Genomic DNA, 25,134 nt, shown 5'->3' with positions numbered 1-25,134 from the left:
ATGGCACTAGTCAAAAGAAGGATCAATAGTTGGCAGTCGAGTTGTACCATACCAATAGTCTCGCATGGCTGCCACATAGTTTTTCCAACCCTGTAAATCGCTCGGTTTTTTGGTATAGGCCACAGCTCCCCGCTCATAGGCTTGGTGAACCGTTAACTCATCCCCTATGCCACTAAAGATAATGATAGGTACATGCCCTTTAAAGCGCTCAATCAATTGTGGCAATAAGTCTAATCCACCAACGGATTGTTTTAGATCAACATCTAATAAAATTAACTGAGGGAGGTCATATTCTCGTTTATCCAAATGGTCTATTGTCTCTTTAGCGGAGGTTGTATTGATAAAGCTCGCTTCAGGAAATAGGGTTTGGGCCACTGAGACTGCTCGCTGAACTGTGTCACAGGTGAATAAAGGGATAAAAACTCTTATTTTCACTATCATGACTAACGAGTTCGATTTTGAGGCCTTCAAACAGGCCGCTATTAAAGGCCTCTATGAAGGTAAACCCCTCAGGGGCGAAAACGGCCTGTTCGCGCCTTTACTCAAACACTTTTTAGAGTCGGCTTTAGAGGGCGAAATGGATGGCCACTTGGCCCAAACCCGGCTCCCTGAGCAGAACCGTCGAAATGGAAAAACCACTAAGCAGGTCAAAAGCAGTGCTGGCCCTTTAGAGTTGCAGACTCCTCGTGACCGAACCGGCAGCTATCAACCTCAGATCGTTCCCAAACGACAGGTTGTACTCACTCCCCAACTCGAACAGAAGGTGCTTTCGCTCTACAGCGTAGGCAATAGCTATGCCGACATTAGCCAGCACCTAGTAGAGATGTATGGCTACTCGCTCTCCGACAGTGAGTTAACCGCCATTACGGATAAGGTTATTCCGGCCATGCGGGAGTGGCAGAACCGGCCATTGGAAAGTCTATACACATTGGTGTGGCTCGACGGCATCTATTACAAAGTGCGCCATGATGGCAAAGTGGTCACGCGTGTACTTTATAGCGTGATCGGGCTGAGTTTTTCAGGCAAAAAGCAGGTTCTAGGCATTTATACGGCTGAAAGTGAATCAGCTAAATTCTGGTTAACGGTGCTCACCGATCTAAAACAACGCGGAGTAGAAGACCTGTTAATTACCTGCGTGGATGGCTTGAAGGGTTTCGATACAGCCATTGCCAGTGTTTTTCCGGCCACTACGGTACAACTCTGTATTGTTCATCAGCTCCGCAACAGTTTTCGGTTCGTACCCGACAAGTTATTGAAAGAGCTGGCTACTGATCTGAAAACAATTTATCAGGCTCCTAATCGGGAGCAAGGTTTAGAAAACCTGTTAGTCGTACAGGAAAAATGGGGCTCCGCTTATCCTAAAGCCATCCAGCCTTGGGTGGAGAAATGGGAATTGTTATCGCCCTTTTTCGACTATCCAGCCCCCATTCGTAAAGTGATGTACACGACCAACACGGTCGAAGGTTATCATCGTCAACTACGCAAAGTGACCAAGACGAAGGGTGCTTTTTCGTCGGATGTAGCTTTACAAAAACTGGTCTATCTGGTGATTCAGAATTTGCAGATTAAATGGGAGACGACGACCTATAACTGGAAAGAGATTATCAATCAGTTCAGCATTATCTTTGAAGAACGAATAAAATCACATCGCTTCGAATAAAACCTGCTGACACAGTTCAGCGAGCACTCCCGGGCCACTCGGCTAAGTACATCACTGATAGGAGGCTCATCATCCACCACTAATATTTCAAATATTTTTTCTTGGTGCATGATGATCAGTTAAGGGTACAAGCTAGGTAAAGGTAGGGATTATATTGATTTACAAACATATATAGGCGATTTTGCAGCGCCATAGTATTTCGTTTTCGTACTTTGGGAAGTAAAGTACGAAAAATAGTTAGCCTATTAACAAGCAAATGGGCATTGCCTTAATAAACCCTCCCATGTGAGACGAAGGCGATTGCATCTCCGTAAATGGGACATTTTAAAAGACACTTTTCATGACTCTACATTCAGTTGACTCTATAGGTTACTTAGTTTTTGCACTTTCGAAGAATGTTTGGCAAAAACTTGTCTATCTCCGCATCAGAAAAAGTCATCTCCTCCATCTCTTTTAGTGCTTTAGAAGCTGCTCTATAGGCACTAGGAAAGGAGCGGGGAGCACTCTTGTAAATGTTCAATAAATCTTGTTCCAATTGGTCACGCTTGGCAACTACATCCTCCACTCTTATTAATTTTGATTGGATGTCTGTCAGCAACGTAAAGTAAGCCTCTCGGATGCCTAATAGGTCATTTGCTGATTCGGCATGTCGCTGAGCAACCTTACCTAAATCATATTCTTTCAGATAGGCATTGAAACCAAACTGTATGGTTGATAATATTGCTGCGGCAGCCAACGTCCAATCATAACCTGTAAACACCCTTGATAATACACTTGTAGTCGTGAAGGCTGACAAAATTAATTGCCAGGTCTTGATCAGTCGATGTTGGTTATTGAGAATATCCGCACATTTTTCCTGTGTTTTGTGCGAATACACAACCCGACCATAAATTTCTCGAATTTGGTCAGTGAGTGCATGTAGGTCAGGAAGGGGGTTAGGCTGGGAATTCGGCTCCATAAATTTCTCGCCAATGTCGCTTTGCGGTAGTTGGATAATCTTTTTCCTTTTGAATAGCTAGTAAACATAGGTCGTAAGCTGATTTTGCCTTTGACGTAAAGACGCCATCTCTATAGATTGTTTCTTTGCTACCTGGTATTTCCCAGCCGGAATAGTTATTTCTAGCTTCGTACAGGTAAGCAAAGAAATCCCGAGACATATAATCATAATACAAATAACTTTTGTCAGTATATGACCAACCACTCATGAAGTGATATGCTAAAGTATCGATAAGTATCCCTTTTATATTTACATTATTGTTGTCCTTCCAGGCTCTAGCCATTCGGCATAAACGCTTTAGATTCTTATTCCAATTGTCATTTGCTTCTTTGATGGCTTGAATCTCAGGCTTGGGATTTGTGGTCTTCCAACTGCCTCCGTTGTTTGTATCTGGGTAACAAAAAGAACCATCAGTATAGGCAAAAACGGGCACAAGTTCGAATCGTATGTCATCAGAAAATTCAACGACAACAACTTGGCCATCTCCCCGTACCGATGTCCTGGAATAAGTTTTTAATACAATATTTTTAACTTCTTGGATTAGAGCCGATTGCCCATTTCCCGAGTGGTTATTGTACTGTGTATGCTTATCCCAAGGAAGCCGGAAAATCATATCAATATCGCTGACATGAATGTCTGTATCGCGACCATACGAGCCAACGTAGAGACTGTTTGCAGTTTCGGAAGCATTATTGTTCCAGTAATTTGCATTTAGCTGGCTAGTAATACGCTTATAACGGTATGCGATGGTTGAAACGTTATCATTCGAAATCTGGATGTTTGTACAAAACTGTTGAAACCACGAGGAAACGCTCATTTAAGTTATATAATTTGGTGGGATTGTCCTTAATATTGACGCAAGTTACATCTCTTTGTAACTACAGACAAATTCATATATTCTTGCTGTATCTACATTGTTTTTTCCATCTCGATAAACACTCTTTTGAGAAATGATATGATCATCTGTAGGCAAACGAAAAAGGCTAGTTCAAGCTGAAACAAGCTCAATGAGGCAGACTTTAAGCAGATTATCGGAGATTAATATTCGTACGTCTGGATCGATTCGCAAGCTATCCACCATGGACAGCCTTATTTGATCATTTGCGAATCAAGGTAAGGCTATTTTGGGGACGAAATAGGGGCTAGCTCCCAAGTAATGGTTTTGAAAGCCAAATCTTTTGAATGATGTAGGTTATCAAAATGCAATCCTGTTCAAGGATCAGTTCTTTGTTACTGATCTCAGCATAGACTCCTAAACCGATCATTTCGAAAAAGAAGAACAGTTTATAACCTGTTGAGTTAAATTCTAAAGCACCACCAAGATCGTCTTAGGTGCGTTTGTTAGGAAGGCATGAGCATTCACATTGGCACCTCCGGGTGGAGCTATAATCATTGGCAGGGCGTTTTATACCCATCGGCAACCCCCGTGCATGACCGATTAGGGTATTACGTACAACGGTTTCACACCGTTGAATTAAACAGTAGCTTCTACCGTTGGCCCAAGCTAGCAACGTTTGCTGGTTGGCGACGACATTTACCAGATGGTTTTCTGCTGACGGTGAAAGCATCCCGTGGGCTGACCCACGCCAAAAAACTCTATGCGCCTGAAAATTGGATCGAGCGTATACAAGCTTGCTGGCACCAACTGCGCGACAAGCGGGCCATCCTTCTGGTTCAGCTTTCGCCCAATCATCCCTATGATTATGCCCGACTGGCCTACTTTGTGAAACAGATTCCGGTCTGGATGCGAGTAGCCATCGAGTTTCGGCATATCAGTTGGCACAACGAAGCTATTTTTGCCTTGCTCGAACAGCACCAAATCGCTTACTGCATCATGAGTGGGGCGCGCCTACCTTGTATCCTGCGAGCGACAGCTCCTTTTGTTTATGTCCGGATGCATGGCCCTGATCCCCACCAGCTGTATAGCGGATCTTACTCGGACTCTGATTTACACTGGTGGGCCGATCGGGTTGGAGAGTGGGTGAGCTTGGGCAAAGACGTATTTGTTTATTTCAACAACGATGGAGAGGGAAATGCGGTTCGAAATGCAGAAACCCTTCGTTACCTGACAAAATAGCGTAGCTTTTCGTAGCCGGTTTCAGAAGGTCAGACCTGTCATCAAGAGCCTATTGATCGCTATAAAAACTAAGGTCGATTCGGTCGGGGTAGCGCCGTTGGCCAATGCGTACTGGAATCAATACGGTACTCAAACGCTCATCAATCCACATACACTGGACGAAATTTATACCGAAACCCAGGCAAAGAGCCTTCAAGTCGATGGGTTGGTAAATGATACTGGCTTGGGAGACTACAGACAGTTTACCAAGGAGTCAGGTTGTTGGCTACCTAGCTAGCTCTCTACATGAACCAGATAGTCGGTCAGGTGTTTCCACTGTAATTTTTGGTAGAACAGCCAACCCACCTCCGCCATCACCGTATTGACCAGACCTCGATGACCGGCCTGGGGCGAATCTCGATTGATGCCTTCGTAACGCCCAATTTCGTACGCCGTAATAGTGGTACCTGTTCGTTCAACGCGGAACGTGCTGCGAGCCTCGGCATGAAAAAAATGATCGATTTGCGCCGAAGGGGGCTTATGCGGATCGTGGCTGGGACGAACCGTAAATTCGGCCCACTTTTCTCCGCTATAGGTATGGGTAACCTGCACCCAGTTTTCCGGGGCTGGGCCCGGGATTATCACCTGAATGTAATCGTCCTGCTGAGGAACACAGCCTACTTTGGGTTGACCCGCCGAATCAAACAGCTTGAAGGTGGCTGTAAAGGGGGATAGATTAGACCAGGCGGCAACGTTCCATAGTTTTTCGATTGATCGATTAAAAGCCGCTGAAGTAGTGACTTCATCTGGAAAGGTTTGCTGACTAGAATAGGTAACATCTTTCGTTGCTTCTCCCTGTAGTAACTTCACCTCCTGGGATAGCTGATCAATGACTGATTGCTGTTTCATGATATGGCTCGGATGGATTAGACGCTATCAAGAGTTTACCGGTGTAATAGGCATTTCGCGAACGCGGATACCCATGGCATGGAAAACTGCGTTGGTGATGGCGGCTGGCTACCTACAATGCCTATCCATAAATGACTACTGTTTAACCTGCTTTACCTTCTGCCCGGTCGGAATCGTGTCAACGGAGCGCTCCCGTTCCGTTTGCTCGACATAAACCGCATGATCAGCGGGTTCGATCTTGATGCCTACTTGATTGGCATACGCCTGGGTGAATTCCGCCCCAAAATATAAAATAGCGGCTGTATAATAAATCCAGGTTAAAATAATAATCAGAGAGCCAGCTGCTCCATAAGTCGAACCGGTCGCCGTCGTATCAATATATAATCCAAACAAATAACGGCCCAGCATAAAGAGTAAGGCCGTAAAAATGGCGCCCAGCCGCATATCTTTCCAGGCAATTTTGGCATCGGGCAACACCTTAAAAATGACCCCGAAGAGTACTGTTATCACCGCCGTACTAATGGCAAAATTAAGGGCGCTAATGAGGTATACCCCCAGACCCGGTAAGAAACGGGTTAACTGATTGCTCAAGGCCAATAGCAGACCGTTGACGACTAAGGAGACCAGCAGCAGAAACCCTAAGCTGACCACTAAGGAGGAGGACAACAGCCGATCTTTGAGCAGTTTGAGCCAGCCCCGTTTGGGTTTAGCCTTCACCCGCCAGATCAGATTGACCGAATCCTGGATCTCGATGAAGATACTGGTGGCTCCCAATAACAAGGTACCAATCCCGACAATCAGCGCCGTATTGGTTTTGCCCGATAAGCCTACCTGCTTGATAATATCCTGAATTTGCTTAGCCGCTTGATTACCCACCAGTCCATTAATTTGGCCAAAGATTTGGCCGCGGATGGCTTCTTCGCCCAAAAAAATACTGGCCAGTGCCATGACTAGCACCAGCAAAGGTGCTAGTGAAAAAATGGTGTAATACGCCAGGGACGCACTCAGCTTGAGGCAGCGGTCGTCCATAAATCCGTTGAAGGCGTCCCGTAAAACGCCCCAGACCTTAGCTCCCAGGCCTTTCGGAGGCTTGGGGGCTCCTGAGGCATCGGCAGGGAGTCGGCGAATAACCGTATAGGAATGATAGAATGCTCATGAGCAGTTGCCTTTGTCTGACCAGAAGAAAATTCACTGTGATGGAATAATGAGACACGTTTAGGAGATAACTGCCAGGAAGAGGAGTTGTTAGTAAGGGAAACAAAGCCGCTTATAATCACCAACCAAATTGTAAGGTTTTCAATCACACTGCTTAAAACAATCTAATCCTTGTTCGATGTTAAGTGGTTGCATCATTTCCTATACTCGATTATGCATTCTGTACTTGCGGTGATGAGACGGATGGCTTGCCTGCTGACTATCCTCATAGTCCCTCAGTGTTCGCCAGAGACAAGCCAGGCAAGCCAGGTTACGTCCGATCGGTCATTAGCGGGTAAAACATTCGCGGTAAGCCTGGACGGACCCGCTGCTGTTCGGTTCAAGGATACGGCCATACGATTAGTCTTGCTTCGAAACCACAGAGGCCAGTTTTGGGTCAGTAAACAAGGGATTTCAGAGCAGATGACCATTGGCTGGCAGGTAAATAATGATTCATTAACCTTAGAGCGGATCGACTCGGCTAAAAGCGAGAAGAGGTTTCCGGCTCAACGGTTTGCCGTTGTTAAACGAGGAAACGTCTATCAACTAGCCAGTCGATGGGAGCGGATGTATTTAACCGAATTGAACTAAGTCCGGTGTTCCTGAAGCCAGACAAACCAACTGTCCTGTACTTGATCGTTCAGGCGGGTGATAGTACCTCAATGAAGCAGGCCAAGTTATTTTTATAGGAAAGCGAAGTTTAGTTCCGAGCTCTTATTAAACAAGCTCCCCATGGCTACTTGTTTAGTGGACTTGCTACAGTTGACTGGATACACTTTACTAAACAACCCAGGTGTCCGTGCACACCGATTTTGCTTTTGCACGAGATCCAGCATACTTTTTTGTAAGTTAGTATTGGTTTGTTACTACACCTGTGAGTGAATATTGATTGGCTGTCAGGTGTTCACTCACGATTCATTGAGCGTCAATCTCCAGTTTACTGATACCCCTACGCGAGTAGATAAAAACGTCAATCTAGTCGTTTTCCCCCCGTTATCCCATAAATCATGCCTGTGATGTAGCTGGCCTCGGGAGAGGCTAGCAAGACATAGACTGGGGATAACTCAGCCGGTTGAGCAGCTCTGCCTACGGGTGTATCAGCGCCAAACTGCTCATAGCGTTCTGGTGGCATGGTGGAAGGAATAAGAGGAGTCCATACCGGTCCAGGAGCTACCGCATTCACCCGAATCCCGTGTTCCATCGCTTCTTGGGACAGGGCTTTGGTGAAGTTGGCAATGGCCGCTTTGGTTGCTGCATAGGCTAGCAAATGAGGTTTCGGTTCATAAGCCTGGATCGATGACGTATTGATGATCGCACTACCCGGTTTCATGATCGGAATAGCCGCTTTACAGAGATAAAACATGGCAAAGATGTTCGTCCGAAAGGTCTGCTCAAATTCCTCTGATGACAGTTCTGCAATGGACTGATGGCTCATCTGAAAAGCTGCATTATTGACCAAAATGTCCAACTGGCCCCATTCGTCCACCGCCTGCTGAATCAGGTGTTGACAATGGGCTTCCTGCTGAATGTCGCCTTTAATCAGTACGGCTTGTCGGCCTGACTCTTCAACTAGACGTGCGGTTTCCCTGGCATCCGCTGCTTCTTCCAGATAGGCAATCAGGATGTCTGCACCCTCTCGGGCGAAGGCCAGTGCTACCGCTCGACCGATACCACTGTCGGCTCCTGTAATCAGTGCTTTTCGCCCGTTGAGTTTACCACTTCCCTGGTAGGATGCTTCACCATAATCTGGTTTAGGATGCATCTGGCTATCGTTTCCCGGCGGCTCGATGGGTGATTGTTGATTATAAGGTGGCGCTGGATAGACCTGACGAGGGTCCTGCTGGGAAGTGTATTTTTCGTTTTTCATGATACGTTGACGGATTAATAGGTAAATGCGGTACTATCAATTGCTGACTATTCAGTATCAATTATAAAAACAGAAGCCCACTACGTAACGGCTCCCAAATCCAACTGGTTATATCAAAAAGAGGGCAGTAATAGCCAGAGGTTAGGTCTCTGCCTCTCAACAGACGAGTATGCTTTCATGATGTTGATACTTCTGTAGTAGCCGCTGTCAGAAGTTTATCCAGTGTGATGGGTAAGGTTCGCACCCGGATACCCGTGGCATGGAAAACGGCATTGGCAATGGCAGCTGGCATGCCCACAATACCAATTTCACCTACCCCTTTTACACCGAGCGGATTAACAATGTCGTCGTGTTCTTCTACAAAAATGACATCTAACTCATGAATGTCGGCGTTGACGGGCACATGGTATTCGGCTAGCGAGTGGTTCATAATCCGCCCGAACTGGTGATCCATCACACTTTCTTCTTCCAGCGCCTTACTGATGCCCCACACCATACCGCCAATGATCTGACTGCGTGCCGTTTTGGGATTCAGGATGCGCCCGGCAGCTACAGATGTTACCGCCCGTGTTACGCGAACTGTCCCAAAATCCTCATCGACTTCGACTTCGACAAACACGGCTGAATGCGTATTACGGGCATACTTCCGTTGCTTCAACAGATTGGGTACTGAAGTGGAGATGGCCCGGACAGCTGCACCTCCATTGGCATCGATAAGTGTCTGTAAGGGAATCGCTATAGCAGGATCTTTTTTTAACCGAATGGCTTTCTCGGCAAATAGCACATCCGAGAAACGAACCTTGGCGAAGGGCGAATTGGGCAATTTTCGGGCTAGTTTAAATAGTTTTTCACCCACTGCTTCGCAAGCTGCTTTCACGGCTGACCCGACGGTGGCCGCTGTCCAGGAACCGCCTGCAATAGGCGCCACTGGCAGATCAGTATCGCCCAGTTTAAACAGCACATCTTCCATGGGTATTCCCAGCGTATCAGCAGCTATCTGCGTCATGATGGTGTAAGTGCCCGTACCGATATCGGCGGTAGCGCTGCTGACCCGTAGCTTTCCATTGACCATCAGGACCGCCTCTGCCCGGGCGGGTGCATGAAAGGCATCCCAGATTCCGGTGGCCATCCCCCAACCTACCAAGGTGTGTTCCTTGCGCATGGAGCGAGGCTCGGGATTGCGTTTTGCCCAGCCGAACCGTTCGGCTCCCCGTCGAAAACATTCCCGAAGTTCTTTGCTGGAATACGTCAGATCATTATTCATATTGCGCTCGGTATAATTGCGTAATCGCAACTCCAGCGGGTCCATGCCCAATTTGTAGGCCAGTTCGTCGACTGCACACTCAAGGGCCGTAACACCCGTAACGCCACCGGGTGCGCGCATATCCATGGGCGTTGCCACATCAAGGGATATGATTTTCTGGTCGAATTTTACGTGTTCAGCCGGATACAATAGCCCACCCCAAGTGGTAACTACTTCCGTATAATCTTCAAATTGTGAGGTTACGGCCACTCCATCGTGGTACATTGCTGTCATCGTTCCGTCAGACGAAGCGCCCAGCGCTACGGTCTGTACGGTTGCCGGGCGGTAGCCTAAGGTGAACATCTGTTGCCGAGTGAGCGTAACCCGCACCGATCGTTTCAGTTCCCTGGCGGCCAGTACAGCCAGAAACAGTTGATGCTGTGGTCGTAGCGCCGACCCAAAGCCTCCGCCAACATAAGGCGAGATGACCCGAATATCCTTAAACGGAATGTTGAATACCTGTGAAACATAGAGGATACTATTGGTGACGCCCTGCGTTTTATCGTAAATGGTATAACGCTCGCCCGACTTATAGCGTCCCTTCTCGTATACGACCGTGCTGGCAAAAAGCTCCATCGGATTATGATGTTCCGAGCCGTGGACATACTCACTGGCGACCTGTACGGGTGCATTCCTGAAGGCTTCTTCAAAATTACCGCGTGGATCAGGTGGTGGTGGTTTGAATAAGGTCGCCATGCCTACAGCAGGCTTTCGGGCTTTATGCCGATTGGCCTGTAAATCGGTTTGGTGAGTTTCCTGCTCATAATCAACCCGAATCAGGGTAGCGGCATACCGGGCTAGCTCAAACGTTTCGGCCACGACCAGCGCAATAGGTTGACCATTAAACTGGATTTGTGCATCCCTCAAGGGACGAAAGGGTGAGCCTGGAGGGGCATCCTGATCTTTATAGCTTAGATCGAACCAGGCAAGTTTGGGCCGATTTTCATGCGTAAAAATGGATACGATGCCCTCAACCCTCCGGGCGTCATCCGTATGAATTTGCCTGATTTTCCCTTTGGTAATCGTACTGTTTACGATGTAGCCGTAGAGTAAACCCTGTACGTCGAATTCAGCGGCATAGTTGGCTTTTCCCGTTACTTTATCTACCCCGTCTACACGGTTTAAGGGTCTTCCGGTGTATTGTGTCATACGGCTGATGGGCGATTAGTGGCTTGAAGCAGAGCACGTACGATGGCTCGTTTAGCCAGTTCTATTTTGAAGGTATTGTGTCCAAAGCCCTGCGCTCCTTCGAGCATGGCATCGGCTACATACTGAAAAACAGTCTTATTGGGCGCTTTTTCCGTCAGTGTTGCTTCCAGGTCTGGGCGTCGCCAGGGTCTATGCGCTACTCCGCCCAACGCGATCCGGGCATCTTTAATCTGCCCGTCCTGAATGTCCAGGGCCGCTGCTACCGACACCAGAGCAAAGGCATACGAACTACGATCTCGTAGCTTGAGATACGCATAATGATCTGGAAATCCGTCGGCAGGCAGATCAATGGCCGTAATCAATTCCCCATCCTGAAGCACATTATCAAGGTGGGGTGTATCACCAGGCAACCGATGGAATTCGGCCAATGGAATAGTGCGATCCCCGTCAGGGCCCGTTACGCGCACGACGGCTTCGAGAGCGGCCAAAGCCACGCACATATCCGACGGATGGGTAGCAATGCAATACACTTGCTGATCTTGGGCATACGTACCTAGAATTGCGTGAATCCGGTTAAAGCCGGTGATGGCCGAGCAGCCTGAGCCGGGTTCTCGCTTATTGCAGGGCGTTGCGGTATCGTAGAAATAATAGCAGCGAGTTCGTTGCATTAGGTTTCCACCATCGGTTGCCATGTTTCGCAGTTGGGCAGAAGCCCCCGCCAGAATCGCCTGCGACAGCAGTGGGTACCGCTGAGTAACCTGCTGGTGATAAGCGGTATCAGCATTGGTGACAAGGGCTCCCAGCCGCAGGCCGCCACTTTCGATTGAGGTAATCGTTGTCAGCGGCAGGTGGTTGATATCGATCAAATGAGTAGGCCGGGCCACATTTTCCTTCATCAGATCGAGCAGGTTCGTTCCTCCTGCAATGAACGCAGCGTCCGTTTTCGCCGACCGTTCGACCACTGCCTGCGTAATGCCACTAGCTCGGGCGTACGTAAAGCTGTTCATACAGTAGTCGGTTGAGAATCCATAACCGATGTAATCGCTGCAACAATACCGGGGTAAGCACCGCAACGGCAAATGTTGCCGCTCATCAATTCGCGCACGTCGTCGGCTGTTTTGGCATGCCCTTCGTTCAGTAGCCCGACGGCTGAACAGATCTGACCCGGCGTGCAATACCCACACTGAAACGCATCATGGTCGATAAAAGCCCGTTGTAGAGGGTGTAACTTCGATGAGCTGGATGTCTGATCCAGACTGCTCAGCCCTTCAATGGTTGTGATCTGAGTATCTTCCTGCATGATGGCCAGCGTCAGACAGGCATTAATTCGCTTGTTGTTGACCAGCACCGTACAGGCTCCGCACTGGCCATGATCGCAGCCTTTCTTGGTACCCGTCAGGTGCATGTATTCGCGCAACGCATCGAGCAGTGAGGTCCAGGGAGCCAGCTGTAATTCTGTTTTGACACCATTTACGGTTAGCGTTACTGGTTGCCTGGTTGCTGTCTGTATCGCAGGCAGGGATGGCGATTCGTTGGTTGGCAAGAGAGTGCCGAGCGTTAGATTCATACGGGTCCGCAATGAGTATAAAACGGGTTGTGCTATCGTAACAAGTGAAGAGCTGGGTTGTTTGCAGAAATTAAGTAACGGAGCATACCTGGTTTAGTCGTGAACCATTCGCCAATTTCTGCCTGTTTCCCCAACCTTTAGTCGCGAGGAGGGTTATTTCGAGGTAACTCATATTCAGACCATGCGCATATCGATTCCGACAAAAGCCGTACTATGGACCGTCGCCGGGGTAACTGCCTGGACTGCCATCAAAGCCATTCTTGCCCAAAAACGTAAACTGGATTTTCGGGGTAAAACCGTCGTCATTACGGGTGGGTCGCGGGGGTTAGGACTTGAGCTGGCTAGAGTATTGGCTCAGGAAGGAGCTAACCTGGCCATCTGTGCACGGGAAGCCGATGGTGTACGTCGTCAAGTAAAAGTGGACAAATGGGGTGGAAATGGGAAGAGACAATTTCCTAAATTGTTTCACCTAAATCACCTTAGTAATGTCCAAATCGGTCAAATCATCCCCGTCTAAGCGTTCCGCTACCAACTCCTCGGCTGCTACTGAATGTAAACCAGCCCTATCTATCATTAAAGACATCCAGCGGCAGACCCGACGTCAGTATACTGCTGAAGAAAAGATCCGGATTGTCCTGGAAGGCTTGCAGGGCGAACAGTCAGTGGCCGAGATCTGTCGGCGGGAAGGACTCAATACCAACATTTATTACCGCTGGAGTAAGGAATTTTTGGAAGCCGGTAAAAAGCGACTGGCAGGCGATACTACTCGCGAAGCTACCGCACCTGAAGTACAGTCCATTAAGTCAGAAAATGAAGCCCTCAAACAACTGGTGGCTGAATTGAGCCTAGAGAATCGGGTATTAAAAAAAAGGTGGTCCGCCACCGCGGCTTAAAGCCGACGATTAATCGCTACCATCACATGACTCAGTCCGAAAAGATAGCGGACGCCGCGCGGAGATCATCACGTTGGTCGAACAATCGCCTTTGAGCGTTAAAGCTACCTTGAAGGAGTTAGGTATTAATCGGTCGACGTTTTATCAGTGGTACAAACGCTATTTGGAGAGTGGCTATGATGGCTTGGCTGATCCGGCTTATCGGCGCACCAGTGCTTGGAACCAACTGCCACCTACAGAGAAAGGCCGTGTGGTCGAACTAGCCTTAGAACGACCCGATCTGTCTTGCCGGGAATTGGCTTGCTATATTGTTGATAATGAAGGATGGTTTGTCTCAGAATCAACCGTTTACCGTATTCTAAAAAGTCGGGGCTTAATTACCACTCCCGCTTATCGACTGCAGGAAGCAGCTGATCAGTTCTACAACCCCACTACCGCGCCCAACCAACTTTGGCAAACCGACTTTACGTATTTCAAGATCAAGACCTGGGGATGGTATTACCTCTCGACGGTGCTGGATGACTATTCACGCTATATTTTAGCGTGGGAACTGTGTCCGGGTATGCAGGCGACAGATGTGGAACGAACCATGCAAGCGGCTCTAAAAGCCAGTAGTCTGAGGGCTGATCAGCGACCTCGTTGCTGTCGGACAATGGTTCAGCTTACGTGTCTCGGCATTTAAAAGAGTATCTGAAAGGGAAAGCATTGAGCATATTCGCAGTGCGCCGTTTCATCCCATGACACAAGGAAAAATCGAGCGCTATCACCGGTCGAAGAAAAATGTGCTGTTATTGGAGCACTACTACAGTCCGGATGAGTTGAGAGAACGCCTAACGGAGTGGGTAGCTTACTATAATCACCAACGCTACCATGAATCACTCGAGAATGTACGTCCAGCTGATGCGTACTGGGGTCGCCAAGAGCAAATCGTAGCGGAACGGCAAAAAACTAAGCAGTTATCAATGCTGAAACGCCGGAAAAATCATATTTTTCAGCGTTTACAAAGTACTTAAAAGTATCTCTTCTCTTTTCACCCGCATCTGTCCACTTTCGGTTGACGACGTACAACCAAGGTAGTTTATCATCTGTCATTTTATCTAATTCGCGCCACTGCAATCCGGTGTAATTAATCCATAGAATGGCATTAATAATGGTACGAAGGGAATGCCAGCGTTTGCGTTTGTCATTCAGAATTAGTTGAATAACTTGCCATTGAGAGTCCGTTAGTTCTTGAAACGATTGGTTCATGATCTTGGTAGCTTAGTAACTCCAAAATAAGACGGACTCTTACTTTTAGACTATTCAATACATACTCTGAGGCTAATTTAGCGAGAATCTTGTCCACTTACGGACAGCTTGTATCCGTAAATGGACACCTCGAATGGGACTAAGCACGGCTAAAATGCACAGGCTTACCTGAACGTTCCAATTCATCAGACACTTCATTTGGTCTACAAACGGTTTTATAGCCGATGATTAGTTCATCTCGTAAAAGGCTCCTTCCTGAGACAAAGGACTTTCATGTTTATACTTCAGGAAATGGACATTCAAAGAGATGGACAAAACTTAAGAAATTTGTATTTCCCGCTTGCAGAATAGACCGCCTTTACCTAAGTCGAACTCGACATCTCTCCAGTAATTCACCCACCAGGTTGAATTAGGATCGGATTGCGGTAAGCGACAAGGCAGTAAGGAACTACAATTGGCCAAATTGCCAGGAGCACGGTCAGCTAATTGCTTTTTAGCTGGTCTACTACTTGCTGAACTTCTTTATTGCCGGGAGACAGCGACAGCGATTTGGCTAAGCTCATGGCTGCCTCCTCCTTCTTGCCAGAGGTCAATAAGGCTTTCCCGTAACTATAATAAGGAAACCAGTTCGCTGGATTCAGTTGAGTCAGTAATCGTAGCGTTTCCAGTCCTCGTTCGGCTTGGTGGTTCGCCATCAGTTGATGGCCAACATAGTCCAGCTCAAACAGATTCAGATAATAATGAAGCGTATCCGATTTCAATTGATTGAAATGGCTAACCGCGTAATCAGTCCCATGCTTGATGATATCTTTGGCATAGATGAAGCTCAGCGACTCTTTTAACGCCAGTAGGGGTCTATTGTCCACTATCCGGATGGCATTCAACGTAGTATTGTTCAACCCATAGCTCTCCGAATTATCCAGTAAAATGAAGGTCTGTTGGCGGGTAAGGTCGCGTATAAAAATGGATACTAGACCGCCCTGCTTGCCGGTATGAAGAACCACTTTCCGAGTAGGATCTTCGGTCAGGATAAACCAGCCAAGTCCGAATGCCGTTTTTCCTAAAAACGGTTCGGGCTGAGCATAGTGCCCGTTATTGAGTTTGATGGGGGTAAACGCCTCCTCCATCGTTGCTGGCTTCAGTAGTTTGCCCGCAGACAAGGCCTGATCGAAGAGAAACAGATCATCCATATCGCTGACGACTAAGCCTGGTCCAATCAACGCGCCGGACTCCTGAGCAAACTCCTGGTGTCTTGGGATGGAGTCGGCGAGTTGCACACTATCGGAGAACAGCGTCGGGTAGGCATAGTTTTTCACCCGTTTTTCGTCATGAACTAACGCGCTTAACGAATTAATGTACGTATGGTGCATACCAGACACCGTCCAGATCTGCTTTTTAAGGTATTGTTCAAAAGGTAAGCGCGTCATTTTCTCGACAATAGCCGCCAGCAAAGCAGTTCCCGGACTGGAATAGCTCCATTTTTCACCCGGCTCAAACAACACTTTACCATAGCGTTTTAGGGCTGGAATCAAATCCGCATTGGTTAGAATCCGTTTTGGATCTTGCTGGTAGTAAGGTTCGAAAATCTGGAAATCCGGTAATCCGGACGTGTGGGTGAGTAAATGCCAGACTGTAATACGGGTATATGGAAAATCAGGAAGATACTTCCTGATGGGATCCGTCAGCTTGATCAACCCTTTTTCCTTTAGTTGGAGGATAGCGACGGCGGTAAATAATTTACTCGTAGAAGCCAGATGAAATCGCGATGGTTTAGTCATCCGAATTTTGTTCTCTCGGTCAGCATAGCCAAATGAGCGTTGATACACGACAGTCCCCTGTTGGGCGATTAGTACATTTCCACTAAGCTGAGATTTGTTGTGGCGGGCGGAAAAAAGGCTATCCAGACGGGTAACCACTGGCTGCGCCCAGACAGATTGGCCCAAAACGATGGCTATAGCTAGTAATCCAATTGCTAATTTCACACTGTTTATACGAGGGGATTCTACCATGGTCACTGATTTGGCGTTTTACGTAGTGGGACTTTTCAGTAATTAACAACGAATGGTGGCGTCGATCTGTCGAGCGAAATTACGGGCGGTAAGTAGCCTGGAATAGAATGAAATTTGCCTGTTGTGAACAGCTACAGTTTTTGGAGTTGCTTGGGTAAAAATCCGGTTTGCTCTTTAAGTATCCGGGTGAAGTGGCTTTGATCGGCGAAACCGCATTCATAAGCGAGGGCCGTCAACGAAACGGCTGGCTGTCGGATTCGCTGTAAGGCACGCGATACCTTAACCCGTCGGATGTATTCGCTCAAGGTACAGCCAAAATAACGGGGAAAGTGTTTGGAGATCGTAATTGGGTTTACCTTAAGTATCCTGGACAGTTCAGCAAGCGAAGTCGGCTCGCTCCAGCAATCCTGTAGCAGCTCGTTGAGCTGAATTACCCAGGCTGGCTTTTTCTTTCGTTGAAAGCTGGTTGTTGGATCGATCAGTTGGTGAAACAGCATCAGGATGCTGTCGTTCGAAAAGCGATCTGGCAGCAGGGCTTCTTTGTACATTTTTAACAGGATCGCCCTAGCGTGCGGATTTTTGACCAACGCCCGGTCTATATCCGCTTCGTCGAGTTGCTGTTTACTGAAAAAGTCGGCACTTATGTCCAGATTGATATTTTTAGACGGAAATCGGGTGTTCAGATTCTGGTGAATCTCCCCGCTATAGTAAAAGCGTAAATTGCCGGGCCTGACATCATCGCTCAGGTGCTTTCGCTTCTCGAAGGTGCCCCCTTGCAAGAATAAAGTAAGATGAGTATTCTGGTGAAAATGGCTCCCCTGATACACATAGGTGTGGTAAACCGTCTCAATAAGGGTAAGTCCCTGATGGGTGTCAAAGCGTCGGCTAATGTGGCCAAGGAACTCACCCTGGTTCAGTATATACATAGATCATGCATACTTTTTAGTCATATTGGCTACTGACCACGTTTTACAGTTGAGTGATGTGACCTCAACGAAATGCACTGATTTTCATTAGTGAACCGGCCTGTCTTTTCAATAGCTGCTTTTCAAATGCCATGCCATTACCGTAAAGACCTAATAATCAGCCATATAATTAACTGTTCTTGTCCTGTTTCGGACAAAGCCTGTTCGTAATAGGACACAATGTAAACTCTTTACCATTTTGTAATCATCAGTTACTTGTTCTTAGGAAATGCTCCTTCTTGAGACGACGAATAATTCATCTATCTGCTTCAGGAAATGGGCGTTTTAAGAAAATGAGAACTGAAAAAAAAGTGAGAGATTGGCCGCCTAGATCACGCCCCACTCAATTTCAGGTGTTAAACTAGCTCAGTAGGTTTCGTATTCATAGTCGGTTTGCCCACTGCCATCTATCTGTACTGTTTGGATGGGCAGTTCCTGGGCGTTATAGGAATATACCTGACCGCTCACCAATAGATTATTTTTGCTAAGATTATGGGCCGAATACCCTCCACTGATGAGCACACCATACCAGGGGTTGGGATGATCATCATACTGATAACGGATTGTATTACTAGGGCCGCCTGTAGCGTAAGTTGTCGTCACGTTAGCCACATTATCCTGGTTATAAGAATAGCTGGCCGTAAATTCCATCCATAGTGTACCCTCATCATTGTAATTTTTACGAACGCCTTTAGTGGGGTTCTTCCCGCTCCCGTATACATACTGCTCTTCATACTCCAGCATCGCTTTACCAAGCACAATTTTAGTAGCTTTCACCTCCATTAGTCGATTCTGAGCATCGTAAGTATACAAATACCGCCTGTAAAAATTGAGCGTATGACCTGGGTATTCAGGGTCCTGTTTCCACTCTGACTGGCTTAATAATCCCGTGTCATTATAGGTCAGATAATAGTCATCTTGGGCATATAGATACGTCGAGCCCGTAAAGGTCCGGGTAGACACCAGTTGATTGGCTTGGTTATAGTTGTAGTTGGTAATAGTGGTATAACTAAGTGGAGACGAACGACTGGTCGTACTAGTGGTCGACTTTTTGAGTCGATACCGAGGGGCTTGGACGTTGGGCTCTTGACACGATGCGAGTGTGCCTAGGAAGAGAAGAGCGACCAGCGCATAGGTAAGTAGTACTTTCAAGCTTTTATCGATTTAGACCAGGGTAAGCGATCAAGGTGTAAGGCAACCCATAACGTAACCTTAGGCAGGTCAGGTCGTTGAGTTAACCGGTTCTGGTTGTATATCGGCATTGACTGTAAAAGGTGAGTATCGTTTGAATTTAATCGTATCCTAGCATTCAGGTATCGATACTTGACGTATGAAAATCACGAAGTCACCTAACTGGTGATGGTTTTCCTGATTTATGGAAACGAATTATTTATCTCATATAAACTGTTAGGTTTGATTCTGAGACAAAACCAAGATTTACTGATAGCCTTTGTTACTAAAAAACGAGATATTTCAAGGAGTAGTGGGGCGAGCTAATCACATAACCAGGTGGTAGACCTATCGATGCGATACAGTCTCCGCTCACTCTTTGAAAGCAGAAAAGGAACCTATAGGAATTGAGGCATAAGGCCTACTATCACACCGGGCCGCCGGAGCGGTTTCGTTCATCTGTCTGCGCACTTATAATATGTATCATTAACAGGCTAAACTATGATCACTTACAACCGCACCGGCGGCCCGGTACTTCATCGGTACTGATATTGGCAAGAAAACCAATGCAGTTTGTGTCATTGATGCACTAGAAAACCGGAAACTTGAACTCACCATTCCCAACTCCAAAGCTGGAATGGAAACTTTGCTCAAACAACTGGAAAAATTGCCCGACTTCGGGCTGGAAACAACGTTGTTCTGTATGGAATATACGGGCATCTATTGCCAGCCTATAATCAACTTCTTTTATCCTATCGGCGCTAATTTATGGCTGCAATCGGCGGTCCATATTAAACGTTCATTGGGCTTGACGCGTGGAAAAACCGACAAAGCTGATGCCCGACTGATTGCCAAATACTGTATACGCCATCAGCGTGATCAGAGGCTATTCAAATTGGCGGACAGTGTGTTAGCTACTGTTCGTCAGCTTGCCCAGCAACGGGAACGCTTAATGGAAATGGCCAAGGCCTTCACAGATTTAAGTCAGGACTATCAGGCGATGGGGCTGTTAGCAGAATTTAAACTACATCAACAGACCAGTGAGGTAGCATTAGTTGGCTTACAGAAGCAGCTCAAACTAGTTGAGGCTCAGATTGAGCGCCACATCAAGGCCTCCCCAGAGTTAAAATCGAACATGGATTTACTCCTGAGCATACCTGGAGTGGGTCGACAAACGGCTTTGTTTATGCTCATCTTCACCAGCAATTTTACCGCACCGGCGGCCCGGCCGCTTTTCGGACGCTAAAAAGCTGGCCAGCTATGCTGGGGTTGCTCCTTTTGCTTATGAATCCGGCACTTCGGTGAGGGGCCGAACAAAGGTCAGTCGGATGGCGAATACCAAATTGAAACACCTCCTACACATGGCCGCCTTAGCCGCTGTTAAAACAAAAGGAGAATTGAGGGATTATTTTGAGCGGAAAGTAGAGGCTGGGAAGCGCAAGATGAGTGTTTACAATGCCATTCGGAACAAATTAGTGCATCGGATGGTCGCTGTCATGGAGCGCAGAACGGTTTATATGGCGGTGCATGAGAAATAGAATAATTTTTAGTTGGCGGGGCTTGTTTTGTTCATAGGAATCGCTCCCAACTAAGACAAGGGAGTATCTATAATTCGGGCGTTTATTTGAGACTCGAATTTTCGCGTTGTGACCGCAAGTCGAGCGCGACTCCGAGACGGACCGTGGTTTATCGGGGCGGCCCGTGCCATACCTTTTTTTAAACGCACCTATAGTGTTAATACAGGATCATTGAAAATGGACAGTTACTGTCCGCTTACGATACAAAACAGGTAAGTTTATATTAGTTAATTTTGTGACTTATAAACACTTGTGCATTTGGTATGATAATTGAGCCTACCAACTTATGAAGATCTTGAAAGAAGGGGATCATATAAGCCGGGAGATTAATAGCATACGACCCGGCGATTTTATTGTCAGCCAGACCTTGATGTCTCCCGACGATTTTTATGGCGTAAAACATTACCACCAAAATGCCCATTTTAGTTTTGTGCTCAAGGGGGGGTGTGCCGAAGCTAAGCGTGATCATTATGAGCGTCCACCAGGCAGTATAACCTGGTATCAAGCTGGTGAGCCCCATCAAATAACAAAAGTCATAACCCCCTCTTACCATATTAATTTTGAACTATCCGAAAGCTTCTTTTCATTATATAGTATTAACGAAAGTACTGTTTCCGAAGCCCTGAAAAAGCATCCACTCACGGGCATACTAATGCTAAAAACGTACGATGAATTAGCTAATCCGGATACCCATTCTGCCGATTCACTACGTATGTTACTATTAAACTTGATCTTAGGACAAGCCAAATTGGTTTATCCGGGGATCCCATTATGGGTAAAAATCGTCCAAGAGATATTAAATGATCGATGGACTGAAAAAATAACTTTAGCAGAATTATCCCTCACCTGCGGTATCCATCCCGTTACTATCTCAAGGTATTTCCCGATCTATTTTTCGTATACGTTAGGCGAATATTGCCGTATGTTGAAGATTCGCCATGCGATTAGCATGATCCGATCTTCCCCAACTGATCTCGTGTCTGTAGCCTATGCCTGTGGCTTTTCTGACCAAAGCCATTTTATCCGCAATTTTAAATCGTTTACGGGCATGCTTCCCACTGCTTGGCAAAAGCTATAATCAATTAACATGATCCTGTTTTAGGGAGTACCTCTGTTTTCGGTTTGATCCGACTTGGATGAGTTCCTTTTGGAGGGCAGACCAATGGGGTATTTTATTAATCATTTACTTACGGGGCACTATTTTCACGTCTAGGGGAAAAGTCGAGCCAATCAGTTGTGGCTAGTCGAAAATAAACCGAGCCAACGTAACCCAGTTTGTTAGCTGACACTCATTTCTGGAGTAGGTTAAATTCATTCTATCGGTATTGAAAGGACTGGCCTATGTTTGCTGGCTCCAAACTACATTGACATGAAACACAATCTGTTAGCTTGCTTATCGCTCTGGGTAGGAACACTCGTTGCGCAAACCCCAAACAACGATCCTAGATTTAAGAATATGGATACCTATGCCGATAGTGTATTAAAACAATTCCATATTGCCGGCTTCGCCGTAGCGGTCGTCGAGAACGATAAGGTTATTTACGCCAAAGGCTTTGGTTACCGTGATTACGAGAAAAAGCTTCCGGTGACGCCCAACACCGTGTTCCCCATAAACTCCTGCACGAAAGCTTTTACGGGTGCCCTTTGCGGCATACTAGCCGAAGCGGGCAAGCTGGGGCTGGACCAACCAGTACATCAATACATCCCCTGGTTTAGGTTCTATAACGATTACACGACGGAACATGCAACCATAAGGGACCTGATGGCCCATCGTACTGGCTTACCGAGGCATGACCAGGTGTCCGATTTCTTTGACAACGCACAGCCCAGAGACAGTCTCATTAATCGGATCAGGTATTTACAGCCATTTACGGAACTGCGCGGTAAATATCATTACAACAACCTGATGTATACCGTACTGGGTGTGGTGTCTGAAAAAATAACCGGGCAAAGCTATGAGCAAACGCTGACTGAGCGTTTGCTGATGCCGCTGGACATGTCCAATACTTATCTGTCGGCCGCTGGCCTGATGGCCAGCCCCGATCATTCGCTAGGCTATTATTATGACGAGCAAACAGGAAAGATTATGGCAGGCGATTATGGCAATGAACCGAATCCGAATTGCCCTGCGGGTGGGATAGTCTCATCCGTTATGGATATGAGCAAATGGCTAACCGCCTGGCTCAATGGTGGTAAGTATAAGGATAAACAGGTTATCCCCGATTGGTATGTAAAAGAAGCCATCCACCCGCAGATGCCGATCGATAACTACAGTTATGGTTTGGGTTGGTATTTGTCCGCTTTTAGGGGGGGGCATTTCAGGGTTGAACACAGTGGTACCGGGCGGCTTTCTAACTCGACGGCGTGTTTTTACCCAGATGCTAATGGGTACAGCAGCCCGCACCGGGTCGGCATCGTGGTGTTGTCCAACGAATTTGGCGACTACGCCACCAGTTTGATCCGGGACTATCTTTCGGATCGATTATTGAACGAAGGGCGCACTGATCTTCCTGGTACGAATGGCGACTGGGCAAGCTGGTTTCCGGGGTATAAGACCTATTATGCTAGTAACCATAAACCCAATGCCGATCAATCCGCCAATCCAATGAAGCCCGCGCCTTTATCACATCCGTTGAAAGACTACACGGGCAACTATTTTAATCCAGGATATGGCACGATTGACGTGCATTTAAAAGGTAGCGAGCTGGTAGCCCGCTTTAATAAGGTCGATCTGGTGCTAAAGCATTTTACGTATGATATCTTCGAAGCTTCGCCGGGTGGAAGACTCCGGTTTACTACGGATAACGAGGGTAAGATCGTAACGATCACTATGCCCCTTGAGGAAATGGTAAGTGATATCGTTTTCGAGCGAACTAAATAGAGGGCTGTCCAACTTCGTACGCATGTTGGATAGTCCCCTAAAATCGCTTGTAAGGCAAGCTTTAGACAACGTCTCTATTAAATAGAGACATTACTATTCCATTTACACTAGTGTTGTTGATTCGTGAGTTAGTCCGTAAAGAGTCTATAGTTCGCAAGCCCTTTCAGACATTCATAAGCAGTAAGTAATGTCAAAACTTTATGGACTTATTCACGGATCGATCAAAGAAAGATACCCAGCCATTACACGACATGAAATTTATTATATGCCTTGCCGGTCTGTTGCAATTCTCTACCACCTATGCACAAATAAGCACATTGTTAAGATATAAACAGTTAAATGATTCAATGATTGCCTGTTACAACAAGGACGATTTCAACGGGATTTATAAATTAGGAAATGATTTTTTTATTGCACATCAGTCGGAGGAGAATTGTATAAATGATTTTTCATTAGAAAAAAGGAATACCGGTGATATTATTTCTACTGTACTAACAGACGATCTTGGCAGTGTAAAATATTTTACTTGGGTAGGGAAAAATAAAACGGCAAAATTAGAACTCAGGTCAGAAGATGGAATGATAAAGCAATATCGGATAGGCGAATTTATCTTGCAACCCGGAATGACTGGACAAGCTATACCAACTAACAACCCACTCAAAACAAATCTCGATTCCGTGGTGCACAAATATGCACTTGTTTATATGTGCAATCCTGAAGCCGTTTCGCTTTCTATCGGCGTTTACAAGGATGGTAACAAATACGTATATACTTATGGAGAGGTGAAAAAAAACTCAGGAATTCTGCCTACAGGCAATACCATCTATCAGGTGGGGTCGATTGCAAAGACGTTTATTTCCCAGTTATTGGCAAAGGCAGTAGTTGATAAAAAAATGCGGTTAACTGATGATGTGCGTAATTATTTAAAAGGCAACTTCTCCAACCTGTCTTATCATGGACATCCAGTTACGTTGATTGACTTGGCAAACCATACCGGCGGTTTTCGCCAGTTCAATTTTATAACTTACCCAAAGGATGTTGACCACATGCCATGGAATGATTTTATGAACTACTTATATGCCTACCCAAGAGAAAAGGTTATAGATGATCTTCATCGGTTAAAAATAGATACACTACCAGGAGTGGAACGTAACTATTCGGTAGGCAGTTTTATAATTCTGGGAATGGCTTTGGAGAGAGTTTATGGCAAATCGTTAAATACTATCTTTAATGACTATTATGGAAGCTCGCTCCGTATGAACGATACAAAACTGAATACAGCTCTCAAGGACAGCAGCCGTTTCGCAACACCTTATAATGAGAAAGGCGAGCCTATACTACCCATGCAAAAATCAACTCCTGGGCTCTTTACGGTAAAATCTACAGTGAATGACATGCTGACCTATATCGAGTTGAATGTAAAAGAAAATGACCTGGCCGTTCTTCTGTCCCATAAACCAAGCTGGGGCGATGTGAGGAATTTTTCAATAGGTCTTGGCTGGCAGGTAATTGATTCGTGGGAAAAAGGGTTATGGATTTATCATAGTGGTCATGATGCAGGGTATAATTCTCTTTGCTCTTTTTATCCTCAGCTCGGTCTTGGCTTTATATTTCTGCAAAATGAAAGTGGAAGGCAGGGCACTCTTTATACGCTGGAAAGGAATATATTTCAAAATCTTGAAAAGAGAT

23 protein-coding genes and 2 pseudogenes are annotated in these 25,134 nt (G+C 46.4%); 12 read left to right on the top strand and 13 right to left on the bottom strand.

Annotation, left to right across the window (positions count from 1 at the left end; all coding sequences use genetic code 11):
- Window positions 1-6 precede the first annotated feature (6 nt).
- Window positions 7-375 carry a response regulator gene (locus GO755_RS25430; protein WP_198174925.1) on the bottom strand — a complete coding sequence of 123 codons (369 nt, stop codon included), beginning with the start codon at window positions 373-375 and terminating at the stop codon, window positions 7-9.
- A gap of 64 nt (window positions 376-439) precedes the next feature.
- On the opposite strand from GO755_RS25430, the gene GO755_RS25425 reads away from it, so the two are divergent.
- Window positions 440-1,660: an IS256 family transposase gene (locus GO755_RS25425; protein ID WP_157588124.1), complete on the top strand. Its 1,221-nt coding sequence runs from the start codon at window positions 440-442 to the stop codon at window positions 1,658-1,660.
- Between the two features lie 373 nt (window positions 1,661-2,033).
- Here GO755_RS25425 and GO755_RS25420 read toward each other — a convergent pair whose 3' ends face one another.
- Both GO755_RS25420 and GO755_RS25415 read right to left on the bottom strand, forming a co-directional pair.
- Complete coding sequence (locus tag GO755_RS25420) at window positions 2,034-2,618, bottom strand: SLATT domain-containing protein (RefSeq protein ID WP_157588123.1); 585 nt, start codon at window positions 2,616-2,618, stop codon at window positions 2,034-2,036.
- Window positions 2,596-3,474, bottom strand: a complete 879-nt coding sequence (locus tag GO755_RS25415) for an SMODS domain-containing nucleotidyltransferase (protein WP_157588122.1) — start codon at window positions 3,472-3,474, stop codon at window positions 2,596-2,598. The genes GO755_RS25420 and GO755_RS25415 overlap by 23 nt, the downstream gene beginning before the upstream one ends.
- Before the next feature lie 534 nt (window positions 3,475-4,008).
- On the opposite strand from GO755_RS25415, the gene GO755_RS25410 reads away from it, so the two are divergent.
- Both GO755_RS25410 and GO755_RS25405 read left to right on the top strand, forming a co-directional pair.
- Entirely contained in the window at window positions 4,009-4,734 is a 726-nt protein-coding gene (locus GO755_RS25410; protein ID WP_157588121.1) for a DUF72 domain-containing protein, read from the top strand.
- A 52-nt stretch (window positions 4,735-4,786) separates the two neighbouring features.
- Complete coding sequence (locus GO755_RS25405) at window positions 4,787-5,011, top strand: hypothetical protein (RefSeq protein WP_157588120.1); 225 nt, start codon at window positions 4,787-4,789, stop codon at window positions 5,009-5,011.
- On the opposite strand, the gene GO755_RS25400 is transcribed toward GO755_RS25405, so the two are convergent.
- A complete protein-coding gene (locus GO755_RS25400) occupies window positions 5,008-5,622 on the bottom strand; it encodes a hypothetical protein (RefSeq protein ID WP_157588119.1) in 615 nt (204 codons plus the stop codon). The two genes, GO755_RS25405 and GO755_RS25400, sit on opposite strands and share 4 nt — an antisense overlap.
- A gap of 135 nt (window positions 5,623-5,757) precedes the next feature.
- A complete protein-coding gene (locus GO755_RS25395) occupies window positions 5,758-6,651 on the bottom strand; it encodes a YihY/virulence factor BrkB family protein (RefSeq protein ID WP_157588118.1) in 894 nt (297 codons plus the stop codon).
- Between the two features lie 339 nt (window positions 6,652-6,990).
- On the opposite strand from GO755_RS25395, the gene GO755_RS25390 reads away from it, so the two are divergent.
- Complete coding sequence (locus tag GO755_RS25390; protein ID WP_157588117.1) at window positions 6,991-7,407, top strand: hypothetical protein; 417 nt, start codon at window positions 6,991-6,993, stop codon at window positions 7,405-7,407.
- Between the two features lie 379 nt (window positions 7,408-7,786).
- Here GO755_RS25390 and GO755_RS25385 read toward each other — a convergent pair whose 3' ends face one another.
- From GO755_RS25385 to GO755_RS25370, 4 genes are all read right to left on the bottom strand, one after another.
- Window positions 7,787-8,683 carry an SDR family oxidoreductase gene (locus GO755_RS25385; RefSeq protein WP_157588116.1) on the bottom strand — a complete coding sequence of 299 codons (897 nt, stop codon included), beginning with the start codon at window positions 8,681-8,683 and terminating at the stop codon, window positions 7,787-7,789.
- Between the two features lie 175 nt (window positions 8,684-8,858).
- A complete protein-coding gene (locus tag GO755_RS25380) occupies window positions 8,859-11,135 on the bottom strand; it encodes a xanthine dehydrogenase family protein molybdopterin-binding subunit (RefSeq protein ID WP_157588115.1) in 2,277 nt (758 codons plus the stop codon).
- A complete protein-coding gene (locus tag GO755_RS25375; protein ID WP_157588114.1) occupies window positions 11,132-12,142 on the bottom strand; it encodes an FAD binding domain-containing protein in 1,011 nt (336 codons plus the stop codon). The genes GO755_RS25380 and GO755_RS25375 overlap by 4 nt, the downstream gene beginning before the upstream one ends.
- Window positions 12,139-12,702, bottom strand: coding sequence for a (2Fe-2S)-binding protein (locus GO755_RS25370; RefSeq protein ID WP_157588113.1), 564 nt, complete (start codon window positions 12,700-12,702; stop codon window positions 12,139-12,141). The genes GO755_RS25375 and GO755_RS25370 overlap by 4 nt, the downstream gene beginning before the upstream one ends.
- Window positions 12,703-12,883: 181 nt before the next feature.
- Here GO755_RS25370 and GO755_RS25365 point away from each other — a divergent pair, with 181 nt between their 5' ends.
- Together GO755_RS25365 and GO755_RS25360 are read left to right on the top strand one after the other, a co-directional pair.
- Window positions 12,884-13,219 (top strand): SDR family NAD(P)-dependent oxidoreductase, encoded by a 336-nt coding sequence (locus tag GO755_RS25365; RefSeq protein WP_157588112.1) that lies wholly within the window; start codon window positions 12,884-12,886, stop codon window positions 13,217-13,219.
- A pseudogene (locus GO755_RS25360) lies at window positions 13,188-14,608 on the top strand (IS3 family transposase). The gene GO755_RS25365 and the pseudogene GO755_RS25360 overlap by 32 nt, the downstream one beginning before the upstream one ends.
- On the opposite strand, the gene GO755_RS25355 reads toward GO755_RS25360, so the two are convergent.
- The 4 genes from GO755_RS25355 to GO755_RS25340 all read right to left on the bottom strand — a co-directional run bounded on the left by GO755_RS25355 (window position 14,544) and on the right by GO755_RS25340 (window position 18,969).
- Entirely contained in the window at window positions 14,544-14,843 is a 300-nt protein-coding gene (locus GO755_RS25355; protein WP_157588111.1) for a transposase, read from the bottom strand. The pseudogene GO755_RS25360 and the gene GO755_RS25355 sit on opposite strands and share 65 nt — an antisense overlap.
- Window positions 14,844-15,325: 482 nt before the next feature.
- The gene (locus GO755_RS25350; protein WP_198174924.1) at window positions 15,326-16,825 is read right to left on the bottom strand and encodes a serine hydrolase; all 1,500 of its coding nucleotides are present in this window, start codon (window positions 16,823-16,825) and stop codon (window positions 15,326-15,328) included.
- A gap of 158 nt (window positions 16,826-16,983) precedes the next feature.
- On the bottom strand, window positions 16,984-17,778 hold the full coding sequence (locus GO755_RS25345; protein WP_157588109.1) for a helix-turn-helix transcriptional regulator: 795 nt from the start codon (window positions 17,776-17,778) through the stop codon (window positions 16,984-16,986).
- Window positions 17,779-18,183: 405 nt separating this feature from the next.
- Window positions 18,184-18,969, bottom strand: coding sequence for a hypothetical protein (locus GO755_RS25340; RefSeq protein WP_157588108.1), 786 nt, complete (start codon window positions 18,967-18,969; stop codon window positions 18,184-18,186).
- Between the two features lie 556 nt (window positions 18,970-19,525).
- On the opposite strand from GO755_RS25340, the gene GO755_RS25335 reads away from it, so the two are divergent.
- The 6 genes and pseudogenes from GO755_RS25335 to GO755_RS25320 form a co-directional block, all read left to right on the top strand.
- On the top strand, window positions 19,526-20,233 hold the full coding sequence (locus tag GO755_RS25335) for an IS110 family transposase (protein ID WP_317165964.1): 708 nt from the start codon (window positions 19,526-19,528) through the stop codon (window positions 20,231-20,233).
- A pseudogene (locus GO755_RS42050) lies at window positions 20,145-20,339 on the top strand (transposase); the annotation flags it as partial. The gene GO755_RS25335 and the pseudogene GO755_RS42050, both read left to right, overlap by 89 nt.
- Window positions 20,340-20,348: 9 nt before the next feature.
- Window positions 20,349-20,525, top strand: coding sequence for a hypothetical protein (locus GO755_RS41880; RefSeq protein ID WP_262887028.1), 177 nt, complete (start codon window positions 20,349-20,351; stop codon window positions 20,523-20,525).
- 325 nt (window positions 20,526-20,850) lie between these two features.
- Complete coding sequence (locus GO755_RS25330) at window positions 20,851-21,642, top strand: helix-turn-helix domain-containing protein (RefSeq protein ID WP_157588107.1); 792 nt, start codon at window positions 20,851-20,853, stop codon at window positions 21,640-21,642.
- A gap of 291 nt (window positions 21,643-21,933) precedes the next feature.
- Window positions 21,934-23,445 carry a serine hydrolase gene (locus tag GO755_RS25325; RefSeq protein WP_157588106.1) on the top strand — a complete coding sequence of 504 codons (1,512 nt, stop codon included), beginning with the start codon at window positions 21,934-21,936 and terminating at the stop codon, window positions 23,443-23,445.
- Between the two features lie 251 nt (window positions 23,446-23,696).
- The coding region (locus GO755_RS25320; RefSeq protein WP_198174923.1) for a serine hydrolase domain-containing protein at window positions 23,697-25,134 on the top strand (1,438 nt) is incomplete at its 3' end.

The sequence above is a fragment of the Spirosoma arboris genome, assembly GCF_009754945.1.
Taxonomy (GTDB): domain Bacteria; phylum Bacteroidota; class Bacteroidia; order Cytophagales; family Spirosomataceae; genus Spirosoma; species Spirosoma arboris.
The sequence above is the reverse complement of the archived record's forward strand: the minus strand, read 5'-3'. Positions and strand labels throughout refer to the sequence as shown.

Coding starts and splice junctions, on each gene's coding strand:
- GO755_RS25410 (WP_157588121.1), top strand. CDS start 4,009: ATGAGCATTCACATTGGCACCTCCGGGTGGAGCTATAATCATTGGCAG.
- GO755_RS25395 (WP_157588118.1), bottom strand. CDS start 6,651: ATGGACGACCGCTGCCTCAAGCTGAGTGCGTCCCTGGCGTATTACACC.
- GO755_RS25330 (WP_157588107.1), top strand. CDS start 20,851: ATGAAGATCTTGAAAGAAGGGGATCATATAAGCCGGGAGATTAATAGC.
- GO755_RS25420 (WP_157588123.1), bottom strand. CDS start 2,618: ATGGAGCCGAATTCCCAGCCTAACCCCCTTCCTGACCTACATGCACTC.
- GO755_RS41880 (WP_262887028.1), top strand. CDS start 20,349: ATGGCCGCCTTAGCCGCTGTTAAAACAAAAGGAGAATTGAGGGATTAT.
- GO755_RS25380 (WP_157588115.1), bottom strand. CDS start 11,135: ATGACACAATACACCGGAAGACCCTTAAACCGTGTAGACGGGGTAGAT.
- GO755_RS25400 (WP_157588119.1), bottom strand. CDS start 5,622: ATGAAACAGCAATCAGTCATTGATCAGCTATCCCAGGAGGTGAAGTTA.
- GO755_RS25325 (WP_157588106.1), top strand. CDS start 21,934: ATGAAACACAATCTGTTAGCTTGCTTATCGCTCTGGGTAGGAACACTC.
- GO755_RS25390 (WP_157588117.1), top strand. CDS start 6,991: ATGCATTCTGTACTTGCGGTGATGAGACGGATGGCTTGCCTGCTGACT.
- GO755_RS25370 (WP_157588113.1), bottom strand. CDS start 12,702: ATGAATCTAACGCTCGGCACTCTCTTGCCAACCAACGAATCGCCATCC.
- GO755_RS25355 (WP_157588111.1), bottom strand. CDS start 14,843: ATGAACCAATCGTTTCAAGAACTAACGGACTCTCAATGGCAAGTTATT.
- GO755_RS25345 (WP_157588109.1), bottom strand. CDS start 17,778: ATGTATATACTGAACCAGGGTGAGTTCCTTGGCCACATTAGCCGACGC.
- GO755_RS25365 (WP_157588112.1), top strand. CDS start 12,884: ATGCGCATATCGATTCCGACAAAAGCCGTACTATGGACCGTCGCCGGG.
- GO755_RS25415 (WP_157588122.1), bottom strand. CDS start 3,474: ATGAGCGTTTCCTCGTGGTTTCAACAGTTTTGTACAAACATCCAGATT.
- GO755_RS25385 (WP_157588116.1), bottom strand. CDS start 8,683: ATGAAAAACGAAAAATACACTTCCCAGCAGGACCCTCGTCAGGTCTAT.
- GO755_RS25375 (WP_157588114.1), bottom strand. CDS start 12,142: ATGAACAGCTTTACGTACGCCCGAGCTAGTGGCATTACGCAGGCAGTG.
- GO755_RS25425 (WP_157588124.1), top strand. CDS start 440: ATGACTAACGAGTTCGATTTTGAGGCCTTCAAACAGGCCGCTATTAAA.